Origin of the sequence: Corallococcus macrosporus DSM 14697, from assembly GCF_002305895.1 — a bacterium.
Classification (GTDB): domain Bacteria; phylum Myxococcota; class Myxococcia; order Myxococcales; family Myxococcaceae; genus Myxococcus; species Myxococcus macrosporus.
In genome coordinates this window covers 5,280,595-5,303,416 of sequence record NZ_CP022203.1, presented here as the reverse complement: position 1 = coordinate 5,303,416, position 22,822 = coordinate 5,280,595, and the positions used below count along the sequence as shown (strand labels likewise).

The 22,822-nt window shown below is 71.1% G+C and carries 7 protein-coding genes; 5 read left to right on the top strand and 2 right to left on the bottom strand.

All coding sequences use genetic code 11. From position 1 onward, the window contains the following. Nucleotides 1-111 precede the first annotated feature (111 nt). On the bottom strand, nt 112-1,635 hold the full coding sequence (locus MYMAC_RS21320) for an amino acid adenylation domain-containing protein (RefSeq protein WP_095959420.1): 1,524 nt from the start codon (nt 1,633-1,635) through the stop codon (nt 112-114). Then, on the bottom strand, nt 1,632-2,771 hold the full coding sequence (gene pigA / locus MYMAC_RS21315) for a prodigiosin MBC biosynthesis dehydrogenase PigA (protein ID WP_095959419.1): 1,140 nt from the start codon (nt 2,769-2,771) through the stop codon (nt 1,632-1,634). Before pigA ends, MYMAC_RS21320 begins: the two co-directional genes overlap by 4 nt. 552 nt (nt 2,772-3,323) lie before the next feature. On the opposite strand from pigA, the gene MYMAC_RS21310 reads away from it, so the two are divergent. The 5 genes from MYMAC_RS21310 (at nt 3,324) to MYMAC_RS21290 (ending at nt 22,820) form a co-directional block, all read left to right on the top strand. Then, entirely contained in the window at nt 3,324-4,709 is a 1,386-nt protein-coding gene (locus tag MYMAC_RS21310; RefSeq protein WP_095959418.1) for an alkaline phosphatase family protein, read from the top strand. 20 nt (nt 4,710-4,729) lie between these two features. Then, nucleotides 4,730-7,327: an NAD(P)/FAD-dependent oxidoreductase gene (locus tag MYMAC_RS21305; protein WP_095959417.1), complete on the top strand. Its 2,598-nt coding sequence runs from the start codon at nt 4,730-4,732 to the stop codon at nt 7,325-7,327. Nucleotides 7,328-7,405: 78 nt separating this feature from the next. Continuing rightward, on the top strand, nt 7,406-9,625 hold the full coding sequence (locus tag MYMAC_RS21300) for a beta-ketoacyl synthase N-terminal-like domain-containing protein (protein ID WP_095959416.1): 2,220 nt from the start codon (nt 7,406-7,408) through the stop codon (nt 9,623-9,625). Continuing rightward, nucleotides 9,625-13,899, top strand: coding sequence for a type I polyketide synthase (locus tag MYMAC_RS21295; protein ID WP_204816861.1), 4,275 nt, complete (start codon nt 9,625-9,627; stop codon nt 13,897-13,899). Before MYMAC_RS21300 ends, MYMAC_RS21295 begins: the two co-directional genes overlap by 1 nt. Further along, complete coding sequence (locus tag MYMAC_RS21290) at nt 13,896-22,820, top strand: hybrid non-ribosomal peptide synthetase/type I polyketide synthase (protein WP_095959414.1); 8,925 nt, start codon at nt 13,896-13,898, stop codon at nt 22,818-22,820. Before MYMAC_RS21295 ends, MYMAC_RS21290 begins: the two co-directional genes overlap by 4 nt. Nucleotides 22,821-22,822: the final 2 nt, after the last annotated feature.

The window sequence follows — 22,822 nt, the reverse complement described above, 5'->3', positions numbered from 1 at the left end:
GGCTCGCTTGACGCGAGCGGCCATCATGGTCGGGAGCCTGGGCGAAGTCGAGGCGCTCTTGGAGGCGGGCGGGCCGGGCGCCGCGAGGGCGCACGGCCTGTACGGGCTGCCTCAGCGTGTCGAGGGCCGCTGCGCCCGCTCCCGCAGCTCGCGCCGGTCGAGCTTGCCATTCTGGGTGCGTGGCAGCTCCGGCAGCGCGCGGACCTCGTCGACGATCATGTAGCGGGGGAGCCGCTCCGCGCAGTGCTTCTTCACCTTGAGCAGGGAGGGGGCCTTGGCCGCGCCGCTGACCACGAAGGCCACCAGCCGCGCCTCCAGTCCGGCGCCGGTGGCGACCACCCCCACCTCGCGGATGTCCGGGTGCGCGAGCAGGGCCGCCTCGATTTCACCCGCCTCGATGCGGCGCCCGCGCACCTTCAGCAGGTTGTCGCGGCGGCCCAGGTACTCGAAGGTGCCGTCCGGCAGCTCGCGGCAGCGGTCCCCCGTGGCATACGGGCGGGCGCCATGGGGCGGCTGGCCCCAGTAGCCCATCATCACGGTGGGGCCTTCCACCATCAGCTCGCCCACGCCGTCTCCTTCCTCCCTGGCTTCCTCGGAGTCCGGCGGCGGGCGGGCCAGCCACACGCGGTTGCCGCAGCTCGCGCGGCCAATGGGCACGGGCTCCGTCCGGTGCGGCGACAGCTCCGTCACCTCGTGGAAGGTGCAGACGTTCGTCTCCGTGGGGCCGTAGAGGTTGAAGAACCGGGCGCGCCGCAGGTGCTCCCGCAGCGGGCGCAGGTGCCGGATGGGGAAGGGCTCTCCGGCGAAGAGCACCATGCGGAAGGGCAGGTCGGGGTGATTGAGCAGCCCCCCCTCCTGCATCATCAGCATCAGCGCGGAGGGCACGGAGTACCAGCAGGTGAACCGCTCGCGGAGGACCAGCTCCACCAGCTTCTCGGGCGCGAAGGCCAGCGCCTCTGGGATGAGGGTGACGGACGCGCCGCCCATGAAGGCCGCGTACAGGTCCAGCACCGACAGGTCGAAGAAGAAGGGCGCGTGGTTGCTGAAGCGGTCCTCCGGCGTGGTGCCCAGCAGCTCGTGGCACCACTCGATGAAGGCCAGCGCGTTCCGCTGGCTGATGCACACGCCCTTGGGCGCCCCGGTGGAGCCGGACGTGTAGAGGATGTACGCCAGGTCGTCGTCGCCCGCGCCGTGCGGCGGCAGCGGCGCCGAGGAGAAGCTGGACAGGCGGTTCCAGCAGAGCTCAGGCCCCTTGTCGTCCAGCAGCAGGAAGCGCAGCCGGCTCACGCCCGCGTTGTGCAGCTCGGACGCGCGCGTGGTGCTCGTCACCAGCACGTCGATGCCGCAGTCGTCCAGGATGAGCCGCGTCCTCGCGGCGGGGTTCAGCGGGTCCATGGGGACGTAGGCGGCGCCCAGCCGGGCAATGCCCTGCATCGCGGCCACGGCGCGCACGGACTTCTCCGTCCACAGCCCCACGCGGTCTCCCCGCTTCACCCCCAGCTCCTGGAGCGCGCGGGCGACGCGGTTGGCGAGCGCGTCCAACTGCCCGTACGTGAGCGTCCCGTCGGGGCCCTTGAGGGCGATGGACTCGGGAGCCTTCGCCGCTGCGCGGATGACGATTTGGTCGAGTGTCATAGGCCGAGCTGGTTGGCGATGATGTCGCGCTGGATTTCGGAGGTGCCGGAGAAGATGGCGCTGGGGATGGCGTCGCGCAGCACGCGCTCGATGCCCGTTTCGGCCACGTAGCCCATGCCGCCGTGAATCTGGATGGCGTCCAGGCCGCTCTGGATGGCGGCCTCGCTGATGGCCAGCTTCGCCAGGGACACCTCCATGACGGCGTCCTGGCCCCGGTCCATCTTCCAGCAGGCCTGGTACAGCAGGAGCCGGGACGCCTCCAGCCGCTGCTTCATGTCCGCCAGCTTGTGGGAGATGGCCTGGTTCTTCCCGAGCGCCTTCTTGAACTGCTTGCGCGTCCGGGCGAAGTCCACCGTCTGCTCGAGCACGCGCTCCATGACGCCCACGTAGGCGGCGAAGAGGCACGCGCGCTCCCACTGCATGGAGCGCTTGAAGAGCGCCGCGCCCTGTCCCTCCGCGCCCAGCCGCGCCGACTCCGGGACGCGGCACCCCTCCAGGTAGATGGGGGCGATGGGCGAGGTGGACAGCCCCATCTTCTCGAACGCGCGCCCCACGGAGAGGCCCGGCGTGTCCTTCTCCACGAGGAAGGCGCTCAGCCCCATGTAGCCGTGGGCCGGCTGCGTCGCCGCGTAGACGAGGAAGACGTCCGCGGAGGGGCCGTTGGTGACGTAGCTCTTGCCGCCGTCCAGGACGTAGCCGTCACCGTCGCGCACCGCGCGCGTCTTCAGGGCGAACACGTCCGAGCCCGCCTCCGGCTCGGAGATGGCGTTGGCGCCCACCCATTCCCCCGAGCACAAGCGGGGGAGGCACCGGGCCTGCTGCGCGGCGTCCCCGCTCTCCAGGATGGGCATCACGCACGCGAAGACGTGGGCCCCCACGGAGAAGACCAGCCCGGTGTCCACGCAGCCGCGCCCCAGCGCCTCCATCACCCGCGCCGTCGTCAGCGCGTCCAGCCCCAGTCCTCCGTGGGCCACTGGCACGGGGAGGCCCAGGAAGCCGAACTCGCCGCAGCGCCGCCACAGCTCGCGGGGGAGGGCTTCCTTGGGGCCCTTCGAGGCCTCGGGCAACTTCGCGCGCGCGAAGGCGAGCGCGCGGTCATAGAGCTCCACCTGCTCCTGAGTCCAACTGAAGTCCATGGGTTCCTGACGTTGCAACGGGTGACAGGGATGCGCGGCCGCGCTTCGAACGCCTTGCTGATGAGACGTGAGCGGATTGCGTGAAGTGTCGCGTGGGCCGAAGCGAACCGTCAAGAACCCAGGGGATGACACAAGTCGCGTGTGTCTTTGGCGGTGCTGCTCAATTCCTATCCAGCGGGTCTGGCCGCGACGGGACTTGATGAGTTACATGTGAAGGCGGCGGTGTCCCGGGACGGCGGGAAAGGCGGGGATGGAGCGCGTCGCTGGAGCGCACGCGAAGCCGCCCGGATCGGAGGGGAAAATGCTGGGCGCCGGCCGGTTTCCCATCCTCTTGGAACATGTATTCCGTTTCATCTCACTACCCACTGTGCTGGGTGTGTGGCTACTCATTCAGTGCCCGCACGCGCGTGTGGGTGAAGCCTGGCCAGTGGTGACGGTAAAATTCTACATGTGGCTGTATGTGAAAACGCGCCGGTTTGGACGTCTCGGACCTGGGGGAGGCCAACCTGGTCGGTGATTGACTGGTTGGCGCGTGAGCAGTTTGCTCGCGGCATGGAACGATGCGTCGTTTTGGACATGCCTGGCTTGAGCGCGAGATATGTCGGACCCTCGACGCCCAACATGCAGGCCTTCGTGGAGCGGGGGCGGATGGTCCCGCTCCAGCCCGTCCTGCCGGCGTTGAACTGCACCATGCAGGCCACGTTCCTGACCGGAAGATATCCCAGCGAGCACGGCATCGTCGGGGACGGATGGCTCCACCGGGAGCTGGGCGAGGTCCGCTTCTGGCCCCAGTCCGACGGGCTGGTGCAGACGCCGCAGCTCTGGGACGCGGCGCGCAAGCTGGACCCCAGCTTCACCTGCGCCCGCGTGTGCTGGTTCATGAACATGTATTCGAAGGCGGACTACGCCATCACGCCGCAGCCGTCCTTCACCTCGGACGGGCGGGTGCTGCCGGACGTCTTCACGGAGCCGCTTCACCTGCGCAAGCCGCTCGTCGAGGCGCTGGGGAACTTCCCCGCCTATGACTACTGGGGCCCCCGCTACAGCATCCGCTCGTCGGAGTGGATCGCCGACGTCGCCATGTGGCTGGAGCAGCGCCACAGCCCCACGCTCTCCCTCGTCTTCCTGCCACACCTGGACTACACGCCGCACACGTTCGGGCCGGACTCGAAGGAGATTCACAAGAGCCTCCGGGAGCTTGACGACCTCGTCGGGAAGCTGATCGCCTTCTACGAAGGCCGAGGCGTCCGCGTCATCATCCTGTCGGAATTCGGCGCGGTCCCCGTGTCCCGTCCCGTCCACCTGAACCGGCTCTTCCGCCAGCGCGGCTGGCTCGCCATTCGGGACGAGCAGGGCCGTGACGCCGTCTATCCCAGCGGCAGCGCGGCGTTCGCCGTCGCGGACATGCAGGTGGCTCACATCTATGTCCGCGACCCCGCGCTGCTGGACGAGGTGAAGGCCCTGGTCGAGGCGGAGCCTGGGGTGGCGCGGGTGCTCGACGCGGAGGGCAAGCGGGCCCACCACCTGGACCATCCTCGCTCCGGCGAGCTGGTGGCCCTGGCCGAGCCGGACGCCTGGTTCACCTACTTCTACTGGCGGGATGACGCCCGCGCGCCGGACTACGCGCGCACCGTCGATATCTACCGGAAGCCTGGCTACGACCCGCTGGAGATGTTCGTGGACCCGAAGCTGGGCCTGCGCACGCTCGAAGTGGGGGGCAGCCTCTTGAAGGAGAAGCTGGGCGTGCGCTCACGCCTGGAGGTCGTCCCGCTGGACGGCTCGCTCCTCAAGGGGGCCCATGGGCTGCCCACCGACCCCGCGAGCGGGCCGGTGCTGATGACACGAAACGCTGAGCTGATCGAGGCAGACACGCTCCACGCCACGCAAGTCCACGACCTCATCCTGGCGCACCTGACGGGACCGCGGGCAACAGCCTGAGCGTCCTCCGCGAGCGACACATGCACAAACTTCCGGGGAGCGCCATTGTCATTGGCGCCAGCATCGGTGGGCTCAGCGCCGCGCGGGTGCTGGCGGACCATTTCGAGCGCGTCACCGTCATTGAACGGGACGTGCTCCAGGAGGGGCCCCGCCAGGGCGCTCCCCAGGGCCACCACATCCACGTCCTGTTGCGGAAGGGCGTGGACCTGCTGGAGCAGTACTTTCCCGGGCTCGTCGAGCAGATGAAGGCGGATGGCATCGAGCCCTTCGACTTCACCCAGGACCTCCGGTGGCTGCAGTTCGGTGACTGGATGCCGCGGCATCGCAGCGGCATCGTCCTGTACCCGCAGACGCGCTCCTCGCTGGAGCGCTACCTGCGCGGCCGGCTCCGCGCGTACCCCAACGTGGAGTTCCTGGAGTCCACCGCCGTGCGCGCGCTGCTGGCCACGCCGGATGGGCGGCGGATTCTGGGCGTCCAGACGCATGACCGCCAGGAGGACGGCGGCGGGGTGACGAACCGGCTCGCCAACGTCGTGGTCGACGCGAGCGGACGCGGCTCGCAGTTGGGAAGGTGGCTGTCGGAGCTGGGCTTCAGCCCGCCGGAGGAGAGCCGGCTCCCCATCAACCTCTGCTACGTGTCGCGCCTCTTCGAGCAGCCCGCGACGGCCAGGGACTGGCGGGGCCTGTGGATCACGCCGCTGCCCCCGGAGGCGCCGCGCGGCGGCGCCATGCAGGGCGTGGAGGGCAACCGGTGGATCGTGTCCTTGTTCGGCTACGAGGGGCACCACCCGCCGCGTGACGAGGCGGGCTTCGTGGAGTTCGCCCGCGGCCTCCGCGAGCCGGACCTCTACGAGGCCATCAAGGACGCGAAGCCCGTGTCGGACGTCCAGGTGTACCGGGTGCCCGACGTCCGCTGGCGTCACTTCGAGCGCGTCCGGGACTTCCCCGCGGGGCTGCTCGTCCTGGGCGACGCGTGGTGCTACTTCGACCCCGTCTTCGGCCAGGGCATGTCGGTGGCGATGCTGGAGGCGAACCTCCTGAACGAGGCGCTGCACCAGCTCGACAGCCTGGACGCGGTGACGCAGGCCTGGACGGCGTCCTACCTGCGCACGGGCGCGCAGTGGCTCCAGGGCCTCTGGTTCTTCGTGACGGCGGAGGCCCTGCGCCACACCCACGTGCCCGGGGAGCGGACGAAGCTCGTCAAGCTGGCCCAGTGGTACGTGGAGGAGCTCTACGCGCTGAACCACGCGCATCCGGAGATCTACCAGGAGTTCCTCAAGCTGATGCACGTGCAGGCGGGGCCCGAGTTCCTCCTGCGGCCGGACATCGCCCTGCGGCTGGCGCAGCGCGCGTGGCGCAAGAAGTCCGTGAAGGGGTTCGGCCACGAGGCCCTGCGGCCCGCGCCGGCCAACGCGGAGGCCCCCACGTCCGAGCCGCAGGTGGCGCTGTGGCCCGCCAGCCGGGTGGCGTTCGGCGCGCGCTACGTGGGGCGGGTGCTGGCCAACCTGGTGGCGCCCGGAACCGTCGGTCCGAGGGATCGCCTCTGTCACTTCGACACGGAGGTGCTGTGGAAGCCGGACCAGGCGTTGGGGTGGTTCGTGCGGGACACCTTGCGTGAGCAGGGCTTGCTGGGAGAGGCGGCGGAGGTGCGGCGCTTCCTCGAATACTGGCTCCCGGTGCAGGCGCTGAGCACCGCGAAGCGGGCGTTGATTGAGTTCTCCTTCAACGCGGACGAGCCCGGGCTGGGCTTCATGCTCTACAGCGACAACGGGACGGTGACCCAGGCCTTCCGCGAATACACGCGCCAGCTCGGCATCACCAACGAGGGCGTCGAGCGCTCCGTGGCCATCTGCGAGACGTTCCGCCCGTCGGACCTGGGCCTGGTGCGCGCGGAGTTCAAGCCCGGCGGCCCCACCCGGTATTCGATCGCGGCGAGCTGGCACTTCGACCCCCTGCGCGGGCACTCCGGCTTCGACGATGCGATGAGCCGCCTCCCGGAGCGCTTCCGGGCAGGCCCCTTCGCGGAGCGGGTGAAGACCCACGCCGCCGCGCTGAGCGCCGAGTTCTTCCCGCTGTTCCTGGGGCTGAGCTTCCTGGATGACGGGACGCTCGAGTCCAAGATGTACCTGGTCCGCTTCGACGAGAAGCAGCCCCCGTTCCAGCCGGGCTCGGCGCTGTGGCGCTTCCTCCAGGACATGGGCGTGTCCGCCGCCGAGCTGGAGCGCGTTCGTCAGGTGAACGCGCTGCTCTGGGAGCGCTCGGCGGACAAGATGACCCAGATCGCCATCGAGGCGTCCGAGAACCAGTCCCAGCCCAAGCGCGTCAACTTCATCTACAGCGGGACCCAGACCTCCGCGGTTCTGGAAGCCATCTCCCGCTTCGGGTATCCAGAGTCCTCGAAGCAATCCGTGCGGACGTTCGAACGGATGATGCAGACGGATCACGCGAAGTTCGTCGCGATCCGGGTCGGGCCCGAAGGATTGAGCCCGCGCCTCAAGTTGTACAAGCACGGCCTCTTCGATTTCGCAGACCTGTCCGTGGTGGAAGACGGAGGCCTCAAGCCCCGTGACTCCGCGCCGGCCGCTGTGAGCAGTGTTCCGGATGTGTGTCTTTATTGATCTTCGTTGGTCATGATTGAAGTCCCAATGAGCAATGTGCCTGAGCGGCCTGCTGGCCGTCAGCGGAGCCGTGCCCCGATGTGGAGTGAACCCATCGCTGTGATTGGTCTGGGGCTGCGTCTCCCCACGTCGGACTGCCCGGCTACGCTTTGGCGGATGTTATGTGATGGGATTGATGCGACGGGAGACATCCCGGCAGGCCGCTGGCCGCTGGAGTCGCTCTTCGATGCGGCGCCGGACCGTCCCGGGACGATTCGCAACCGTCGCGCTGGCTTGATTGACGGCGTGGACCAGGCCGACCCCACGGCGTTCCGGCTGTCCAAGCGGGAATTGCGGCAGATGGACCCGCAGCACCGCCTGCTCTTCGAGTGCGCGTGGCACGCGTTGGAGGACGCGGGCCTCCCCTTCGATGCCGTGAAGGGGAGCCGTACGGGCGTCTTCATGGGCGTCAACTTCAGCGACTTCCAGCGGATGGTGGCCAGGGATTGGGCCGCGCTGGATGGCTACTCCGTCCTCGGGACGACGGCGTCCTTCGCGGCCAACCGCCTCTCCTATGCGTTCGACTTCCGCGGCCCCAGCACCGTGTCCAGCGTGGGGTGTGCGTCCTCGACGGTGGCGCTCCACGAGGCGTGCCGCAGCCTGGTGCTGGGCGAGGTGGAGATGGCCCTCGCCGGGGGCGTGGAGCTGATGCTGTCTCCGGACAGCAGCATCATGTTGTCCCAGGCGGGGGTGTTCTCGGAGCGGGGGCAGTGCCGGACCCTGGACGCCCAGGCGGACGGCTACGTGCGCGGGGAGGGGGCGGGCGTCGTGGTCCTCAAGCCGCTGTCGAAGGTCCTCCCCGGTGAACGCGTGTACGCGGTGATTCGCGGCAGCGCGGTCAACCACAACGGCCGGAACGAGTGGATCATGGCGCCCAGCGCCTCGGCGCAGGCGGACGTCATCCGGCAGGCGTGTGCGCAGGGCGGGGTGGCGCCAGAGAGCGTCGACTACATCGAGCTGCATGGCTCGGCGTTCCTCAAGGGCGACGCGGCCGAGGCGGAGGCCATTGGCGAGGCGCTCGGACCACAGCGGCCGTTGCCCTGCCGGCTCGGCGCCATCAGCAACAACGTGGGCTACCTGGGCGCGGCGGCGGGCATCGCGCAGTTCATCAAGGTGTGCCTGTCCCTGCACCACCGGACCCTGCCGCCGACGATTCATGTGGACGCGCCCAATCCGTTGATCGACTTCGAGCGGCTTGGGCTGAGCATCCAGACGGCGCTGGAGCCGTGGGCCGCGCGGACGCCGGGGGAGCCGCTGCGGGCGGGCATCGTGTCCACGTCACTGGGCGGCGCCAACGGCTTCGTGGTGCTGGAGGAGGCGCCAGCGGGCGCCCCCGTGACTTCGGAGCGGGCGCCGGTGCCGGGCCACCTCCTGGTGCTCTCCGCGCTCTCGCTGGACGCGCTCCGGCAGCGGGCGCTCCAGCTCCGGGACTTCGTCGCCACGACGCCTGACGCGGTGGCGACGCTGGAGGACCTCTGCTTCACCGCGGCGCTCAAGCGGCAGCACCACCGTCACCGAGGCGCGGTGGTGGCGGCGGACCGGGACGGGCTCGTGGCGCTCCTGGGGGCACTGGCGCAAGCGACGGGTGCGACGGTGCTGGCCCAGGACGACATGCCGCGAGACTGGGTGGAGGCCGGGCGGGCCTTCGTGGCGGGGGGCGTGCTGCCGCCGGAGCTGTCCCCGTCGTGGGGCGGGCGCTGCGTGAGCCTGCCCGTCTATCCCTTCCAGCGTCAGCGCCTGTGGCCGGAATGGCTCACGCCCGACGAGGTCTGCCGTCCGCCCAAGGCCGCGCCGCGTGACGCGGCGACGTTGCTTCAGGCGGCCGCGGTCGCCGCGGGGGATGCCTCTGGCGTGCCCGAGGTTCACGGGGAGCTTCAGATGCGGGCGTTCTTGCGCGGGCACCTCGCGGATGTGCTGGAGGTGGAGCCCGCGACGCTCGACGTGCAGGGGCGGACCTTCTTCGAGCTGGGCTTGAACTCCATTGGCGCCACGCTGTTGAAGGAGCGCATCGCACGCGCGCTCCAGCTCCCGCTGTCGACGACGCTCTTCTTCGAATTGCCCCGGTTGGAGCCGCTGGCGAAGCGGCTGGTGTCGCTGCTGGAGGCCGGGCACGGCCGGGGGCCCTCCGTCTCGGAGGGGGCGAGCGCGTCCGCGGAGGAAGAGGAGGGCCTGGTGGAGCGCATCGCCGGGCTGTCCGAGGACGAAGCGCGCGAGCAGATCGCCCGGACGCTGGCGGAACTCAGCATCGAGGTCGCGTGATGAGCCGGAAGGACGGATTCATGGCGGAGCTGTCGCCACTCCAGCAGGCCCTGCTGACCATCGAGAAGCTGCAGAAGAAGCTGGCGGCGGGCTCGAACGGGGAGCGTGAGCCGATTGCCATCATCGGCATGGCCTGCCGCTTTCCTGGCGGAGCCACCAGCCCCGCGAAGTTCCGCGACCTGCTGTGGGGCGCGGGGGAGGCGCTGACGGAGGTCCCCGCCGATCGGCGCGCCCTCCAGGGACTCCATGACCCGGACCCCAGCGGGCCCGGGAAGCTGTCCATGCGCCGCGCCGGCTTCGTGGACGGGGTGGACCGGTTCGACGCGGAGTTCTTCCACATCTCCCGGCGCGAAGCCGAGGGCATGGACCCGCAGCAGCGCTTCTTCTTGGAGGTGAGCTGGGAAGCGCTGGAGGACGCGGGGATTCCGCCGCACCAGCTCGCGGGGACGCGGACCGGCGTCTTCGCCGGCGTCCATGCCAAGGACTACGCGTTCGTCACCGGCGGCGGGCTGGAGAAGGTGAGCGCCCATTACTCCACCGGCGTGGACGCCAGCTATGTGGCGGGCCGGCTGTCGTACCTGCTCGGGCTCGAAGGGCCGAGCCTGGCGGTGGACACCGCGTGTTCGTCCTCGCTGTCCGCCGTGCACCTGGCGTGTCAGAGCCTGCGCACGGAGGAGTCGACGCTGGCCATCGCTGGCGGTGTGAAGCTCATCCTGGCGCCGCAGCTCAGCGTGTTCCTGTCCAAGGCGGGGGCGCTGTCCCCCAGCGGCCACTGCCGCACGTTCGACCGGGACGCGGACGGGATGGTGCAGGGCGAAGGCTGCGGCGTGGTCATCCTGAAGCGGCTCCGGGACGCCGTGCGCGATGGCGACCGCATCCTCGCGACGCTGCGGGGCACGGGCATGAATCACGACGGCGCGAGCGGCGGCCTCACGGTGCCGAACGTCCGCGCCCAGGAGGCGCTGTACCGCCGGGTCCTGCAACGCGCGGGCGTCGAACCCGGCCAGGTGGACTACCTGGAAGCGCACGGGACGGGGACGCGGCTGGGGGACCCCATCGAGCTGGACGGCGTGTCGCGCGTCTACGGTGCGGCGCGGACGTCGGACCGGCCGCTGTGGATTGGCTCCGTCAAGCCGAACATCGGGCACATGGAGGCCGCCGCGGGCATCGCGGGGCTCATCAAGGCAGTCCTCGTGCTTCAGGCGGGAGAGGCTCCTCCCGCGGTCAACTTCGAGCACCCGACGCCTGAGTTCGCGTGGGAGGGCTCGGGCCTCGCGGTGCCTCGCGCGCGCACGCCCCTGGCGCTCCGGGAAGGACCGCACCGGGTCGCGGTGAGCTCGTTCGGCATGAGCGGGGTGAACGCGCACGCGCTCGTCGAGGCCTACGCCGAGTCCGCTCCCGTCCCCGTGGAGGCCGGGCCGTATGTGTTGCCCCTCTCCGCGCGCACGGAGCCCGCGCTGCGGACGCTGGCGGCGTCGTGGCTGCGTCACCTCGCGGAGGCCGGCCCCGGCACGCGCCTGGTGGATGCGTGCTTCACGGCGGGCACCGGGCGCGCCCATCACGCACACCGCGCGGCCGTGGTCGCCAGCACGCCCGAGGCGCTCCGGTTGGCGCTCCAGGCCATCGCGGAGGGGCGCGATGCGCGGGGGCCGTCCCGGAGTGCCGCCGCGGGCGAAGCTGTCTTCGTCTTCGGTGACGCGGAGCCCCAGGTCGACCGCTGGATGCGGGAGCTGCTCGGGCGGGCGGCCTTCAAGGTGCACGCGGACCGGGTGGACGCGGTCCTCCGGGAGGTCGCGGGTTGGTCGGCCATCGAGCAGGTGACGCGGGGGAAGGGGAGCACGGACACGGCGCACGCCGCGGGCATCCTCCTGACGTTCCAGGTCGCGCTGGCGGAGCTGTGGCGCGCGTGTGGCGTCGCTCCATCGGCGGTCGCGGGCGCCGGCGTGGGGGCCCTCTCCGCGGCGGTCGTCTCGGGAGGGCTCTCCGTGGAGGACGCCGTACGCCTCGGCCTGCGGCTGTCTTCCTCGCAGCCCGTTCGGCCTCAGCCCCTGAAGTGCCCCTGCTTCTCCACGGCGGAGGAGGCTTGGGTCGGCGCGGGGACCACCGTGCCGGTTTCGGACTGGGAGAAGCAGCTCGCCGCCTCGTCCGACCTGACGCCGTCCGCGGAGGCGCTGGGGGCTCGCGACACGACGGTCTTCCTCCTGACCTCCTGCGACACCTCCCTGGACGCCGCGTTGGACGCGGTGGTCCAGCGCCGAGGCGGCGAGGCCCTCATCCTGCGTGCCAGCGCTCCTGCGGGTGACGCCTGGCAGACGCTCCTGGACGGCATCGCGCGTCTGTACCGCGCGGGGCGCCCCGTGCGCTTCGACGGGCTCTACGTGGGCGCGCGCAGGGCGGCGGCGCCGACGTACCCGTGGCAGCGTGAGCGTTACTGGTGGGACGGCGAGCTGGCTCCCGCCCCCGTCCAGGTGGCTCCCTCCGCGCCCGAGGTGTCCACGGACGGGCTCTTCTGCGAGCTCGCGTGGACCGCGCGAGACGCGGGGCCGCTTCCCGTGGACGCGGGGGGGCATTGGCTCCTCGTCGCCGAGAGGCTGACGGAGGCGGAGGCGTTGCGTCAGGCGCTCACGGTCACGGGGGGCACGGTGTGCGTGGCCACCGCGGACTCCGACTGGGAGACGGTGCTCCGGGAGTGGATGCCCGTGGGCGCGTCACCGCGCGGCGTCGTCTACCTGGCGAGTACGGACCCCCAGGAATCCCTGGAGGGGCTGCGCGCGTCGGTCCAACGAGAGGTCCGGTCGGCGACGTCACTCGTGCAGGCCCTCGCTCGGCTGGCGGTGACGGCGCCGCCCCGGCTGTTCCTCGTCACCCAGGGCGCGCAGCCCGTGGGCGAGGCGACGGGGCCCGTGTCGATGACGGGCGCGCCGCTCTGGGGGCTGGGCCGTGTCATCGCCTATGAGCACCCCGAGCTCGCGTGCAAGCGCATCGATACCGAGCCGGACGCCCTCGGTCGGCTGGTGGCGGAGCTCGCGCGCAAGGTGGCCGCCGCCGATGACGATGACGAGGTCGTGCTGCGGGGGGAGCGGCGCCTGGCGCCTTCGTTCACGCAGGCGCAGCCGATTCCGGGCGGCGCGAGCGCCTTCCGTCCCCGGCAGGACCGCACGTACCTGATTACCGGTGGCCTGGGGGGCATCGGGCTGCGGCTCGCGGCCTGGCTGGTGGCGCATGGCGCGCGTCACCTCGCCCTGTGCGGGAGGAAGGGGGAGACCGACGAGGCCCGGCAGGCGTTGGCGCCGCTGCGTGCGGCGGGCGCGCGCGTGGAGACCTTCCGCGTCGACGTGAGCCGTCCGGAGCCGGTGGCGGAGCTGCTCGCCGCGGTTCGCGGAGGCGGCGTGCCGCTGGGCGGCGTCTTCCACAGCGCGGGCGTGCTGGCGGACAGCGCGGTGTCGCAGTGGACGCCGCGAGACTTCGAGACCGTCATCGGGCCCAAGCTCGATGGCGCCTGGAACCTGCACGCGCTGGCCACCGACGCCACCATCGAACACTTCGTCCTGTTCTCCTCGACGGCGTCCCTCATCGGCTCTCCGGGGCAGGCCAGCTACGCCGCGGCCAACGCGTTCGTGGACGCCTTGGCTCACTTCCGGCGCGCGCGCGGCCTGCCCGCCATCAGCCTCAACTGGGGGAGCTGGGGCGAGGTGGGGATGGCCGTCGCTGACACGCGGCGCGGGGACCGGCTCGCGGAGCGGGGCATGCGGCCCATGTCGGTGGACGAGGCGCTGGCGGCCATGGCGCGGGTGCTGCCCGAGAACCGCGCCACGCGTGGCATCGCGCGCTTCGACCCGGAGCGTTGGGTCCAGAGCCATCCCTCCATCGCGGCTTCATCGCTGTTCCGCCGCGCGGCGGTGGAGGAGGCCGGGCCCGTGGTGGCGGAGGCGCCCCGCAAGCTGCGCGAGGTGTTGCTCTCGCTGGAGGGGGCCGCGCGCCAGGGCCTCCTGGAGACCCGGCTCAAGGAGATGGTCAGCGAGGTCGGCAGGATTCCGACCGCGAAGCTGTCGTCCACGGACTCGTTCGACGCGTTGGGGTTCGACTCCATCATGGCGCTCGAGCTGCGGGACATGGTGCTGGGCGAGCTCGACGTGAGCCTGCCGCTCAAGAGTTTCGTCGACGAACGTTCCATCGAGCAGGTGACGGCTGAGCTTCTCGAGAAGCTCGCGGTCGCCAGTGTGCTCGGCGTTGCCTCCTCGGAGCGCAACGACTCGAAGCGGGTCCTGCTATGACATTGAGTGAGCTTCTCCAGGCCCTGGCCGGGCACGGCATCAAGCTGTCGGTGGAGGGTGAGCGGCTGGCGGTCGAATCGCCCACGGGTGAGATTCCGGGCGCGCTGCGCGAGCAACTGGTGGCGAACAAGGCGGCGCTGCTGACCCTCCTGGCGGAGCAGCGGGTGCCCCAGGCGGAGACCCTGCCGCAAATCACGCCCCGGCCCGAGGCGCGGCACGAGCCGTTCCCGATGACGGAGATTCAGCAGGCCTACAGCGTGGGCCGGCAGGCCGAACTCGAGATGAACGCGGCGATGCACGCGTACAACGAGATTGACTGCCACGCGCTGGACCTGGCGCGCTTCGAGGAGGCCTGGAACCTGCTCGTCGCCCGCCACGAGATGCTTCGGGTGGTGGCGCTGCCTGGCTTCCAGCAGCGCATCCTCCCCGAGGTGCCGCGCTACGCGCTCCCCGTGGAGGACCTGCGCGGGCGCGGCCAGGAAGAGGCGGAGGCCCGCTTCCAGGCGATCCGGGCGCGCCTGTCCCAGCAGGTGCTGGCGTTGGACCAGTGGCCGCTGTTCGAGCTGCGAGTGTGCCAGCTCGACGGGGGACGCTCCCGCCTGTTCATGAGCATCGATGGGACGTTCATCGATGGGTACAGCTTCCAGATTCTCTACCGGGAGCTGGTCCACCTCTACAAACACCTGGGCGGTGCGCCGGCGCTGCCCCAGTTGGACCTGTCGTTCCGGGACTACGCGCTGGCGGTGCAGCACGCGCGGGGGGCCCGGTATTCGCGCTCGCTCGAATACTGGCGCTCCCGCCTGCCGAACCTGCCGCCCGCGCCGGACCTGCCGCTCGAAAGAGACCCGGGCTCGCTGCGGCGCCCTCGCTTCGGCCGTGTCTTCGAGCGGCTGGGGCCAGACGTCTGGCAGCCGCTCAAGCAGCGGGCGCGCGCGCGGAAGCTGACGGAGCCGGAGCTGCTGCTGGCGGCGTACGCGGAGGTCATGGCGCGCTGGAGCCGCAGCCCGCGCTTCACGCTCAACGTCCCGCACTTCAACCGGCTGCCCCTGCATCCCCAGGTCAACGAGATTGTCGGCACCTTCGCCAGCTTCACGCTGATTGAGGTGGACCACCGGCCGGAGCGGTCCTTCACGGAGCGGGCGCTGGCCATCCGGGACCAGCTCTTCCTCGCCCTGGAGCACCGCGAGGTGAGCGGCGTGGAGCTGCTGCGCGAGCTGTTCCGGGCGCAGGGGCGGATCTCAGGCGCCATCATGCCCGTGGTGATGACGAGCTTCGCGTCTCACTCCAAGAGCAAGGACTCGCACTGGGTCGACTTCCTGGCGGAGGAGTTCGGCGAGCTGGTGGAGGCGCTGACGCAGACGCCCCAGGTGTGGATCGACCTGCAGATTGTCTACCAGCGCGGCGGCGTCTTCCTGAACTGGGACGTGGCGGAGGAGCTGTTCCCGCCCGGCATGATTGACGACATGTTCTCCAGCTTCTGCGCCCTGCTGCGGCGCCTGGCGGAGGACGACGCGGCGTGGGACCAGCAGCGCCTGGACACGCGCCCGGCCCGGCAGGTGGAGCTGCTGGCCCGCGTCAACGACACGGCGCGCCCCCAGAGCGGCGCGCTGCTCCACACCGGCTTCTTCCGCAACGCCGCCGCGCGCCCGGAGGCGCTGGCGCTGGCTTCGTCCAGTGTGAGCCTGACCTACGGCGAGCTGTCCCGGCGCTCCAGCCGGCTGGCGCATGCGCTGCGGGAGCGGGGCGCCGCGCCCAACCGCATCGTCGCCATCGTGATGGAGAAGGGGTGGGAGCAGGTCGTGGCCGCGCTGGGCGTGCTCGGCTCGGGCGCGGCGTACCTGCCCATCGACGCGGGCCTGCCGCGGGAGCGCCGCGCCTTCATGATGAAGAACGGCGGGGCCTCGCTGGCGGTGACGCAGCCGAAGTTCGCGCGGGAGGCCTGGCCGGAGGGAGTCCAGGTGCTCGTCGTCACCCCGGACGCCTTCAGCGAGTACAGCGACGCGCCGCCCGCGCCCGTGCAGCGGCCCGAGGACCTGGCGCACATCCTCTACACCTCCGGCTCCACGGGCCAGCCCAACGGGGCCATGCTCACCCACGCGGGCATGGTCAACGGCGTGGAGTGGACGAACCGGAGGTTCGGCGTCGGGCCGGATGACCGCGTCATCGCCCTCAGCGCGCTCCACCACGACTTCTCCGTCTACGACGTGTTCGGCACGCTGAGCGCTGGCGCGGCCATGGTCATGCCGGACGCCTCGTCGCGCAGGGACCCGTCGCACTGGGCGGAGCTGATGAGCCGGCATGGCGTCTCCATCTGGAGCACCGTGCCGGCGATGATGGAGATGCTGCTGACGTACCTCGAAGGCAGCAACGCGCGGCTGACCTGTCCGCTGCGGCTGGTGATGCTCGGCGGCGACTGGCTCCCCGTCACCATGCCCTCGCGGCTGCGGGCGAAGTTCGGTGACGTGAAGCTGATGAGCGTCGGCGGCCCGACGGAGACGTCCCTGTGGAACATCTCCCACCCGGTCGCCGAGGCGGACGAGCGCCGCCGCAGCATCCCGTACGGCAAGCCCATCTCGAACACGAAGTACTACGTGCTGGACGAGCACCTGGACGAGCGCCCCGTCTGGGTGCCGGGCGAGCTGTGCTGCGCCGGCGTGGGCGTGGCCCAGGGCTACGTGGGCGCGGGGGCGGGCTCGAAGAAGTTCACCGTGCACCCAAGGACGGGGGAGCGCATCTACCGCACGGGTGACCTCGGGCGCTACCTCCCGGATGGCACCATCGAGTTCCTCGGCCGGGTCGACTTCCAGCTCTCCATCCGTGGACAGCGCATCGAGCCCGGGGAAATCGAGGCCGCGCTGCTCCAGGAGGCGAGCATCAGCGCCGCCGTGGTTGGCGCCGTGGGCGAACACCACGAGAAGCGGCTCGTCGCGTACGTCGTCCCGTCGGACGCGCAGCGGGGGATTGATACGCGGCACGTCCGGGAGTTCCTGTCGCGCAAGCTGCCGGAGCACCTGGTCCCCGCGACCTACGTGGTGCTGGAGGCCCTGCCGCTGACGCGCAACGCGAAGGTGGACCGCAAGGCGCTGCCGCACCCAGACGCGGTCGCGAAGCCCGCGCAGCGCGAGGAGCGCAAGCCCGCCGTCGCCAGCCGGCCAGGCCGTGAGGCCCAGGCGCTCCAGGAGTCCATCGCGAAGGTGGTGGCGGAGGTGCTGGGGGTTCCGGAGGTCCATCCGGACCGGAACTTCTTCGAGCTGGGCGCCAACTCGGTGCACCTCATCAAGCTCCACCTCGAGCTCAAGGAGAAGCTGGGGCGCTCCGTCCCCGTCACGGACCTGTTCGGCAGGCCCACCGTCAAGGTGCTCGCGGCGAAGCTCGCGGCGGCGGAGGGCGAGGCGCAGCCCGAGGCGGCGGCCCCCGTGGCGCGCGAGGAGACGCCGCGGACGGAGGATGCGCGGGACATCGCCATCATCGGGATGAGCTGCCGCTTCCCCGGCGCGTCAACGCCCGAGCAGTTCTGGCGGAACCTGATGCAGGGCGTGGAGTCGGTGGGCACGTTCACCGACGAGGAGCTGCTGGCCGCGGGCGTCAGTCCGGACGCGTTCCGGAGCCCCGGTTACGTCCGCTCGTCGGCGGTGATGGAGGACTTCGACGCGTTCGACGCCGAGTTCTTCTCGCTGACGCCTCGCGAGGCGCGCGCGTTGGACCCGCAGCAGCGGGTGTTCCTGGAGTGCGCCTGGGAGGCGCTGGAGCACGCGGGCTATCCGCCCTCGGGGCGCGACGGGCTCGTGGGCGTGTACGCCGGCAAGAGCGTCAGTCACTACCGCTATCCGTACCCGGACCTGACGCGCCCCATTGGCTTCTTCCAGGACCTGATGGCGCAGGACAAGGACTTCCTGGCCACGCAGGTGTCCTACAAGCTCGACCTGCGCGGGCCCAGCATCAACATCCAGACGGCCTGCTCCACGTCCCTGGTCGCGGTGTCGGCGGCGTGCGCGGCGCTGGTGGAGGGGAGCTGCGACCTGGCGCTGGCGGGTGGCGTGGCCATCAAGGTCCCCCACCGCGTGGGCTACCTCTACGAGGAGGGCAGCGTCTTCTCGCGGGATGGCCACTGCCGTCCCTTCGATGCCGGAGCCAACGGGACCATTCCGGGGAGCGGCGCCGGCATCGTGGTCCTCAAGCGCCTGAGCAGGGCGCTCGCGGACGGGGACCGGGTGCTCGCCGTCATCAAGGGCTCCGCCATCAACAACGACGGGCACCGCAAGGTGGGCTTCATGGCCCCCGGCGTGGACGGTCAGACGGAGGTGGTGCGGCGCGCGCATCAGCACGCCAAGGTGGACCCGCGGACCATCTCCTACGTGGAAGCCCATGGCACCGGGACGGCGATTGGCGACCCCATCGAAGTGGCGGCGCTGACCGAGGCGTTCGGCGCTCAGGTGCAGGCCCAGACGTGTGGCCTGGGCTCGGTGAAGGGCAACATCGGTCACCTCGACAGCGCGGCGGGCGTCGCCGGCCTCATCAAGGTCGTGCTGGCGTTGCAGCACCGCACGCTGCCGCCCACGCTGCACTACCAGTCGCCGAACCCGCGGCTGGAGCTGCACAAGACGCCGTTCTACGTCGTGGACAAGGCCCGGCCCTGGACGGCGGCGCAAGGCGTGCTGCGCGCCGGCCTCAGCTCGTTCGGCATCGGCGGGACCAACGCGCACCTGGTGCTCGAAGAGGCGCCGCCGGTGGCGGTGGGGCAGCCGGACGCGCAGCGGCTGGACCGCTCTCGGCACCTCCTGGCGCTGTCCGCGCGGAGCCCGGAGGCGCTGCGCCAGCTCGCGGGCCGCTACCGGGCGGCGCTGGAGGCACCGGACGCGTCGCTCGCGGACGTGTGCTTCTCCGCGAACACCGGACGCGTCGCCTTCGACCACCGGCTCGCGGTGGTGGGCGCGGACGCGGCGCAGGTGGCGGCGGTCCTGAGCGCGGCGGAGCGGAACGAAGAACACCCGGGCTTCGTGCAGGGCACGGTCGACGCGAAGCAGGCGGTGAAGGTCGCGTTCCTGTTCTCTGGACAGGGCTCGCAGTACGTCGGGGCCGCGCGTGAGCTCTACCAGGCGCACGCGGGCTTCCGCCGGCGCATCGATTCGTTCGACGAACTGCTCCGCGAATACTGGGACCGCTCGCTGCTCTCCGTCCTCTACGCGGAGCCGGGGCAGCCGTCGCCCATCGACCAGCTCGGCTACGCCCAGCCGGTGGTCTTCGTGCTGGAGTACGCGCTGGCGGAGCTGTGGATGTCCTGGGGCATCCAGCCGGACGTGCTGCTGGGCCACAGCACGGGCGAGCTGGCCGCGGCCTGCATCGCGGGCGTGTTCAGCGTGGAGGACGGCCTCAAGCTGGCGGTCCACCGGGGCCGGCTGATTCAGCAGCTCCCCGAGGGCAGCAACATCGCGGTCTCCGCGGCGGAGCCGGAGCTGCGTGCGTTCCTGGCCGAAGGCGGGTGGGCCAGCTCCATCGCGGCGGTCAACGGGCCGGACAACGTCGTCATCTCCGGAGTCCCGGCGGAGATTGAAGAGATTGGCCAGGCGCTGGAGGTGCGAGGCTTCAAGGTGAAGCGCCTCAACATCCCGCGCGCCGCCCATTCGGTGATGATGGAGGCCATCCTCCCGGAGTTCCGGGCGGTGGCCTCGACGCTGCGGTTCTCGCCCCCGTCCATTCCCATGGTCTCCGGGATGACGGGCGAGCTCATCACGGACGCGCTGGGCACGCCGGACTACTGGTGCAGCCAGCTCCGCAACCCGGTGCGGTTCGCCCGGGGCGTGGAGACCGTGTACCGCGACGGTGTGCGCGTCTTCGTCGAGGTCGGCCCGAAGGCGACGCTGCTCGGCATGGCGGCGCGCTCGCTGCCCGAAGGCGTGGGCACGATGCTGCCGAGCCTGCGCGCCGACGACGGTGGCTGGCGGCAGATGCTGGAGAGCCTGGCGGCGCTGTACGTGCGCGGCGTGCCGGTGGACTGGACGGCGGTGGACGCCGGCTACGCCCGGCGGAAGGTGGCGGTTCCGACCTATGCCTTCCAGCGCCAGCGCTACTGGGAGGAGGGGGCGGGGCTCCAGCGTCCCAACGGGCGGCCTGTGTCCCGTGCCGAGCACCCGCTCATCGGCGAGCGCGTACCCCTGGCGGTCCTGGAGGCCGGTGAGCTGCTGTTCGAGGCGACGCTGGGGCCGTCCGCTCAGTCATTCCTGGGACAGCACCGCGTCTTCGGGACGCCCACGCTGCCAGCGACGGGCTACGTCGAGATGGCGCTGTCCGCTGGCGCCCGCTTGTTGGGCACGTCCGCGCTGGAGTTGAAGGAGTTGGCCATCCTCAACGCCATGACCTTCCCGAAGGATGCCGAACGGAAGGTGCAGTGCGCCCTGCGCCGCGATGGAGCGGGCCGGGCTTCCATCCGCATCTTCAGCCGGGCGGGCGAGGGCTCCGACGCGGTGTGGAACCTCCACGCGACGGGCACGCTCGCGGTCCTCGAAGACGTGGCGCCGTCCGTGGCGGAGCATGACCTCGACAGCGTGTTGAGGGCATTGCAGACCCCGCTCCCTGTCGACGACTACTACCAGCGGGCACGCAGCGCGGGCGTCGAGTTCGGTCCGGAGTTCCAGGGCATCACCGAGCTGCGCCGGGAAGGCGAGCAGGTCCTGGCCCGCATCGAGCGGCCCTCGGGGCTTGGAAACAGCGGCGGTTTCCTCGCGCATCCCGCCTTGATGGACGCCTGCCTCCAGGTGGTGGGCGGGGCCTATCCCGACATGGATGGCACCGAGCTGTACGTACCGGTGAACATCGAACGCCTCCAGGTGCTGGGCAGCATCGACGATGGCGTGTGGAGCCACGCCGTGGTGCGGCCGCTCGATGAGGGCGGGAAGCGGCTGCGCGCGGACGTCCGCATCTTCGGAAACGACGGGGCGCTGCGCGCCTGGGTGCGCGGTCTGGAGCTTCAGCGCACGAGCCAGGAGGCGCTGCGCGCCGCGCTGTCGACCTCGCTGGATGAGTGGCTCTACGAGCGGCGGTGGGAACCGCTCGCCTTGGAGGGGCGCCGTCCGGAGACGCTGGTGCCTTCGAGCGGCGCATGCCTGGTGCTCACGGAGCGCGACGGCGTGGGACAGCCGCTCGCGGAGGCGCTGACGCGCGACGGCCGCACCTGCTTCGTCGCCATCCGTGGCACGGCCGCGCGGCGTATCGATGAGACGACCTTCGAGGTGCCTGACGCGCCCGAGGCGCTCGCGGAGGCCCTGCGGTCCATGTCGCTGCCGTCCAGCGTGTCGGACGTCATCTTCCTGTGGGGGGCCCACGGCGCAGGCGTGGAGACGCTGGACGCGGACGGGCTGGGGCGGGCCGCCCGCGTGTCGGGCGGGGGCGCGCTGGGGCTGCTCCAGTTCCTGCTCGACCGTGGGTATGCGGGTGCCGTCTGGCTGGTGTCCCGTGGAGCGCAGCCCGTGACGGTGGGCGCGCCGCTGCCGGGGCTCGCGCAGTCGTTGCTGTGGGGCATGGCGCGGCCACTGGCCATCGAGGCCTCCGAGCTGGACTGCCGGTGCGTCGACCTGGACGCGAACGGGGACGCGGGCGCACAGGCGGAGCTGCTGGCGCAGGAGATTCGCCGCCGCCCGGACGTGGCGGAGAACCAGGTGGCGTATCGCGACGGGCGCTATGTCGCGCGGCTCCGGCGGGTGGAGTCGCGGAAGCTGGTGGGCACCTCCGCGGAGCGCGTCGAGGCCTTCCGTGCGGACCGCAGCTATCTGGTGGCGGGCGGGCTCGGCCGGCTCGGTCTGCTGACGGCGGAGTTGCTGGTGAGCCGGGGCGCGCGCAACCTGGTGCTGACGGGCCGGGGCTCCGTGAGTCCGCAGGCCGCGGAGCGGCTGGAGCACTTGCGTCAGCAGGGCGCTCGTGTCGAGTACCGGCAGGTCGACATCGCGGACGCGGAGGCGCTGGCCGCGCTGCTGCATGAGGTGGCGGGGGAGCTGGCGCCGCTGGGCGGGGTGTTCCACTCCGCGGGCGTGCTCGACGACGGTGTGCTGCGGCAGCAGCGCTGGGAGCGCTTCGAGACGGTGCTGCGGCCCAAGATGCGGGGCGCCTGGAACCTGCATCGCCTCACGGCGGGCCTGCCGCTCGAGCACTTCGTGTTGTTCTCGTCCGTGGCGTCGCTGGTGGGCTCGGCGGGACAGGCGAACCACTGCGCGGCGAACGCGTTCGAGGATGCCCTGGCGCATCACCGGCGCGCCCTGGGCCTGCCCGCCTTGAGCATCAACTGGGGCATCTGGGCGGGTGACGCGGGCGCTCAGGTGTCGGTCAGCGAGGAGGCTCGCACGCCGGGCTTTGGCGTCATCCCGAAGGCGCAGGGCCTGCGCGCGCTGGAGCGCCTCCTCACGTCGCGCATCCCACAGGTGGGCGTGGCCGCCATTGACTGGTCGGTGTTCGGCGGTGGCCGGGCGACGCCCTACGACGCGGAGCTGCGCGAGCGGGCGGGGGGCGCGCCAACGGTGGAGCGCGCGTCGTTCCTGGACACGCTCACGGCGGCGCCCATCGAAGCGCGCCGGAGGCTGGTGATGGACTACGTGCGGGAGCAGGTGGCGTGGATGCGCGGCGCGGGCTCGGGGGAGTCCATTGACCCCGCGCGAGGCTTCCACGAGTTGGGCATCGACTCCCTGGCGGCGCTCCAGCTCAAGAACCGGCTCCAGAGCGGGCTCGGCCTGTCGCTGCCCGCGACGCTCGTCTTCAACTACCCCACGGCGGAGAAGCTCGCGGCCCACCTCATGGACGCGGTCATCCCCCTGGAGTTCACGGAGGAGGCGCGCGCCACGCCGAAGGCGGACAGCCCGGTCGAGCGCGCGCTGGATGGACTGGCGGAAGCGAACCTCGCGCACCTGCTCTCCGAGCAGTTGTCGAAGATGAACTAGGA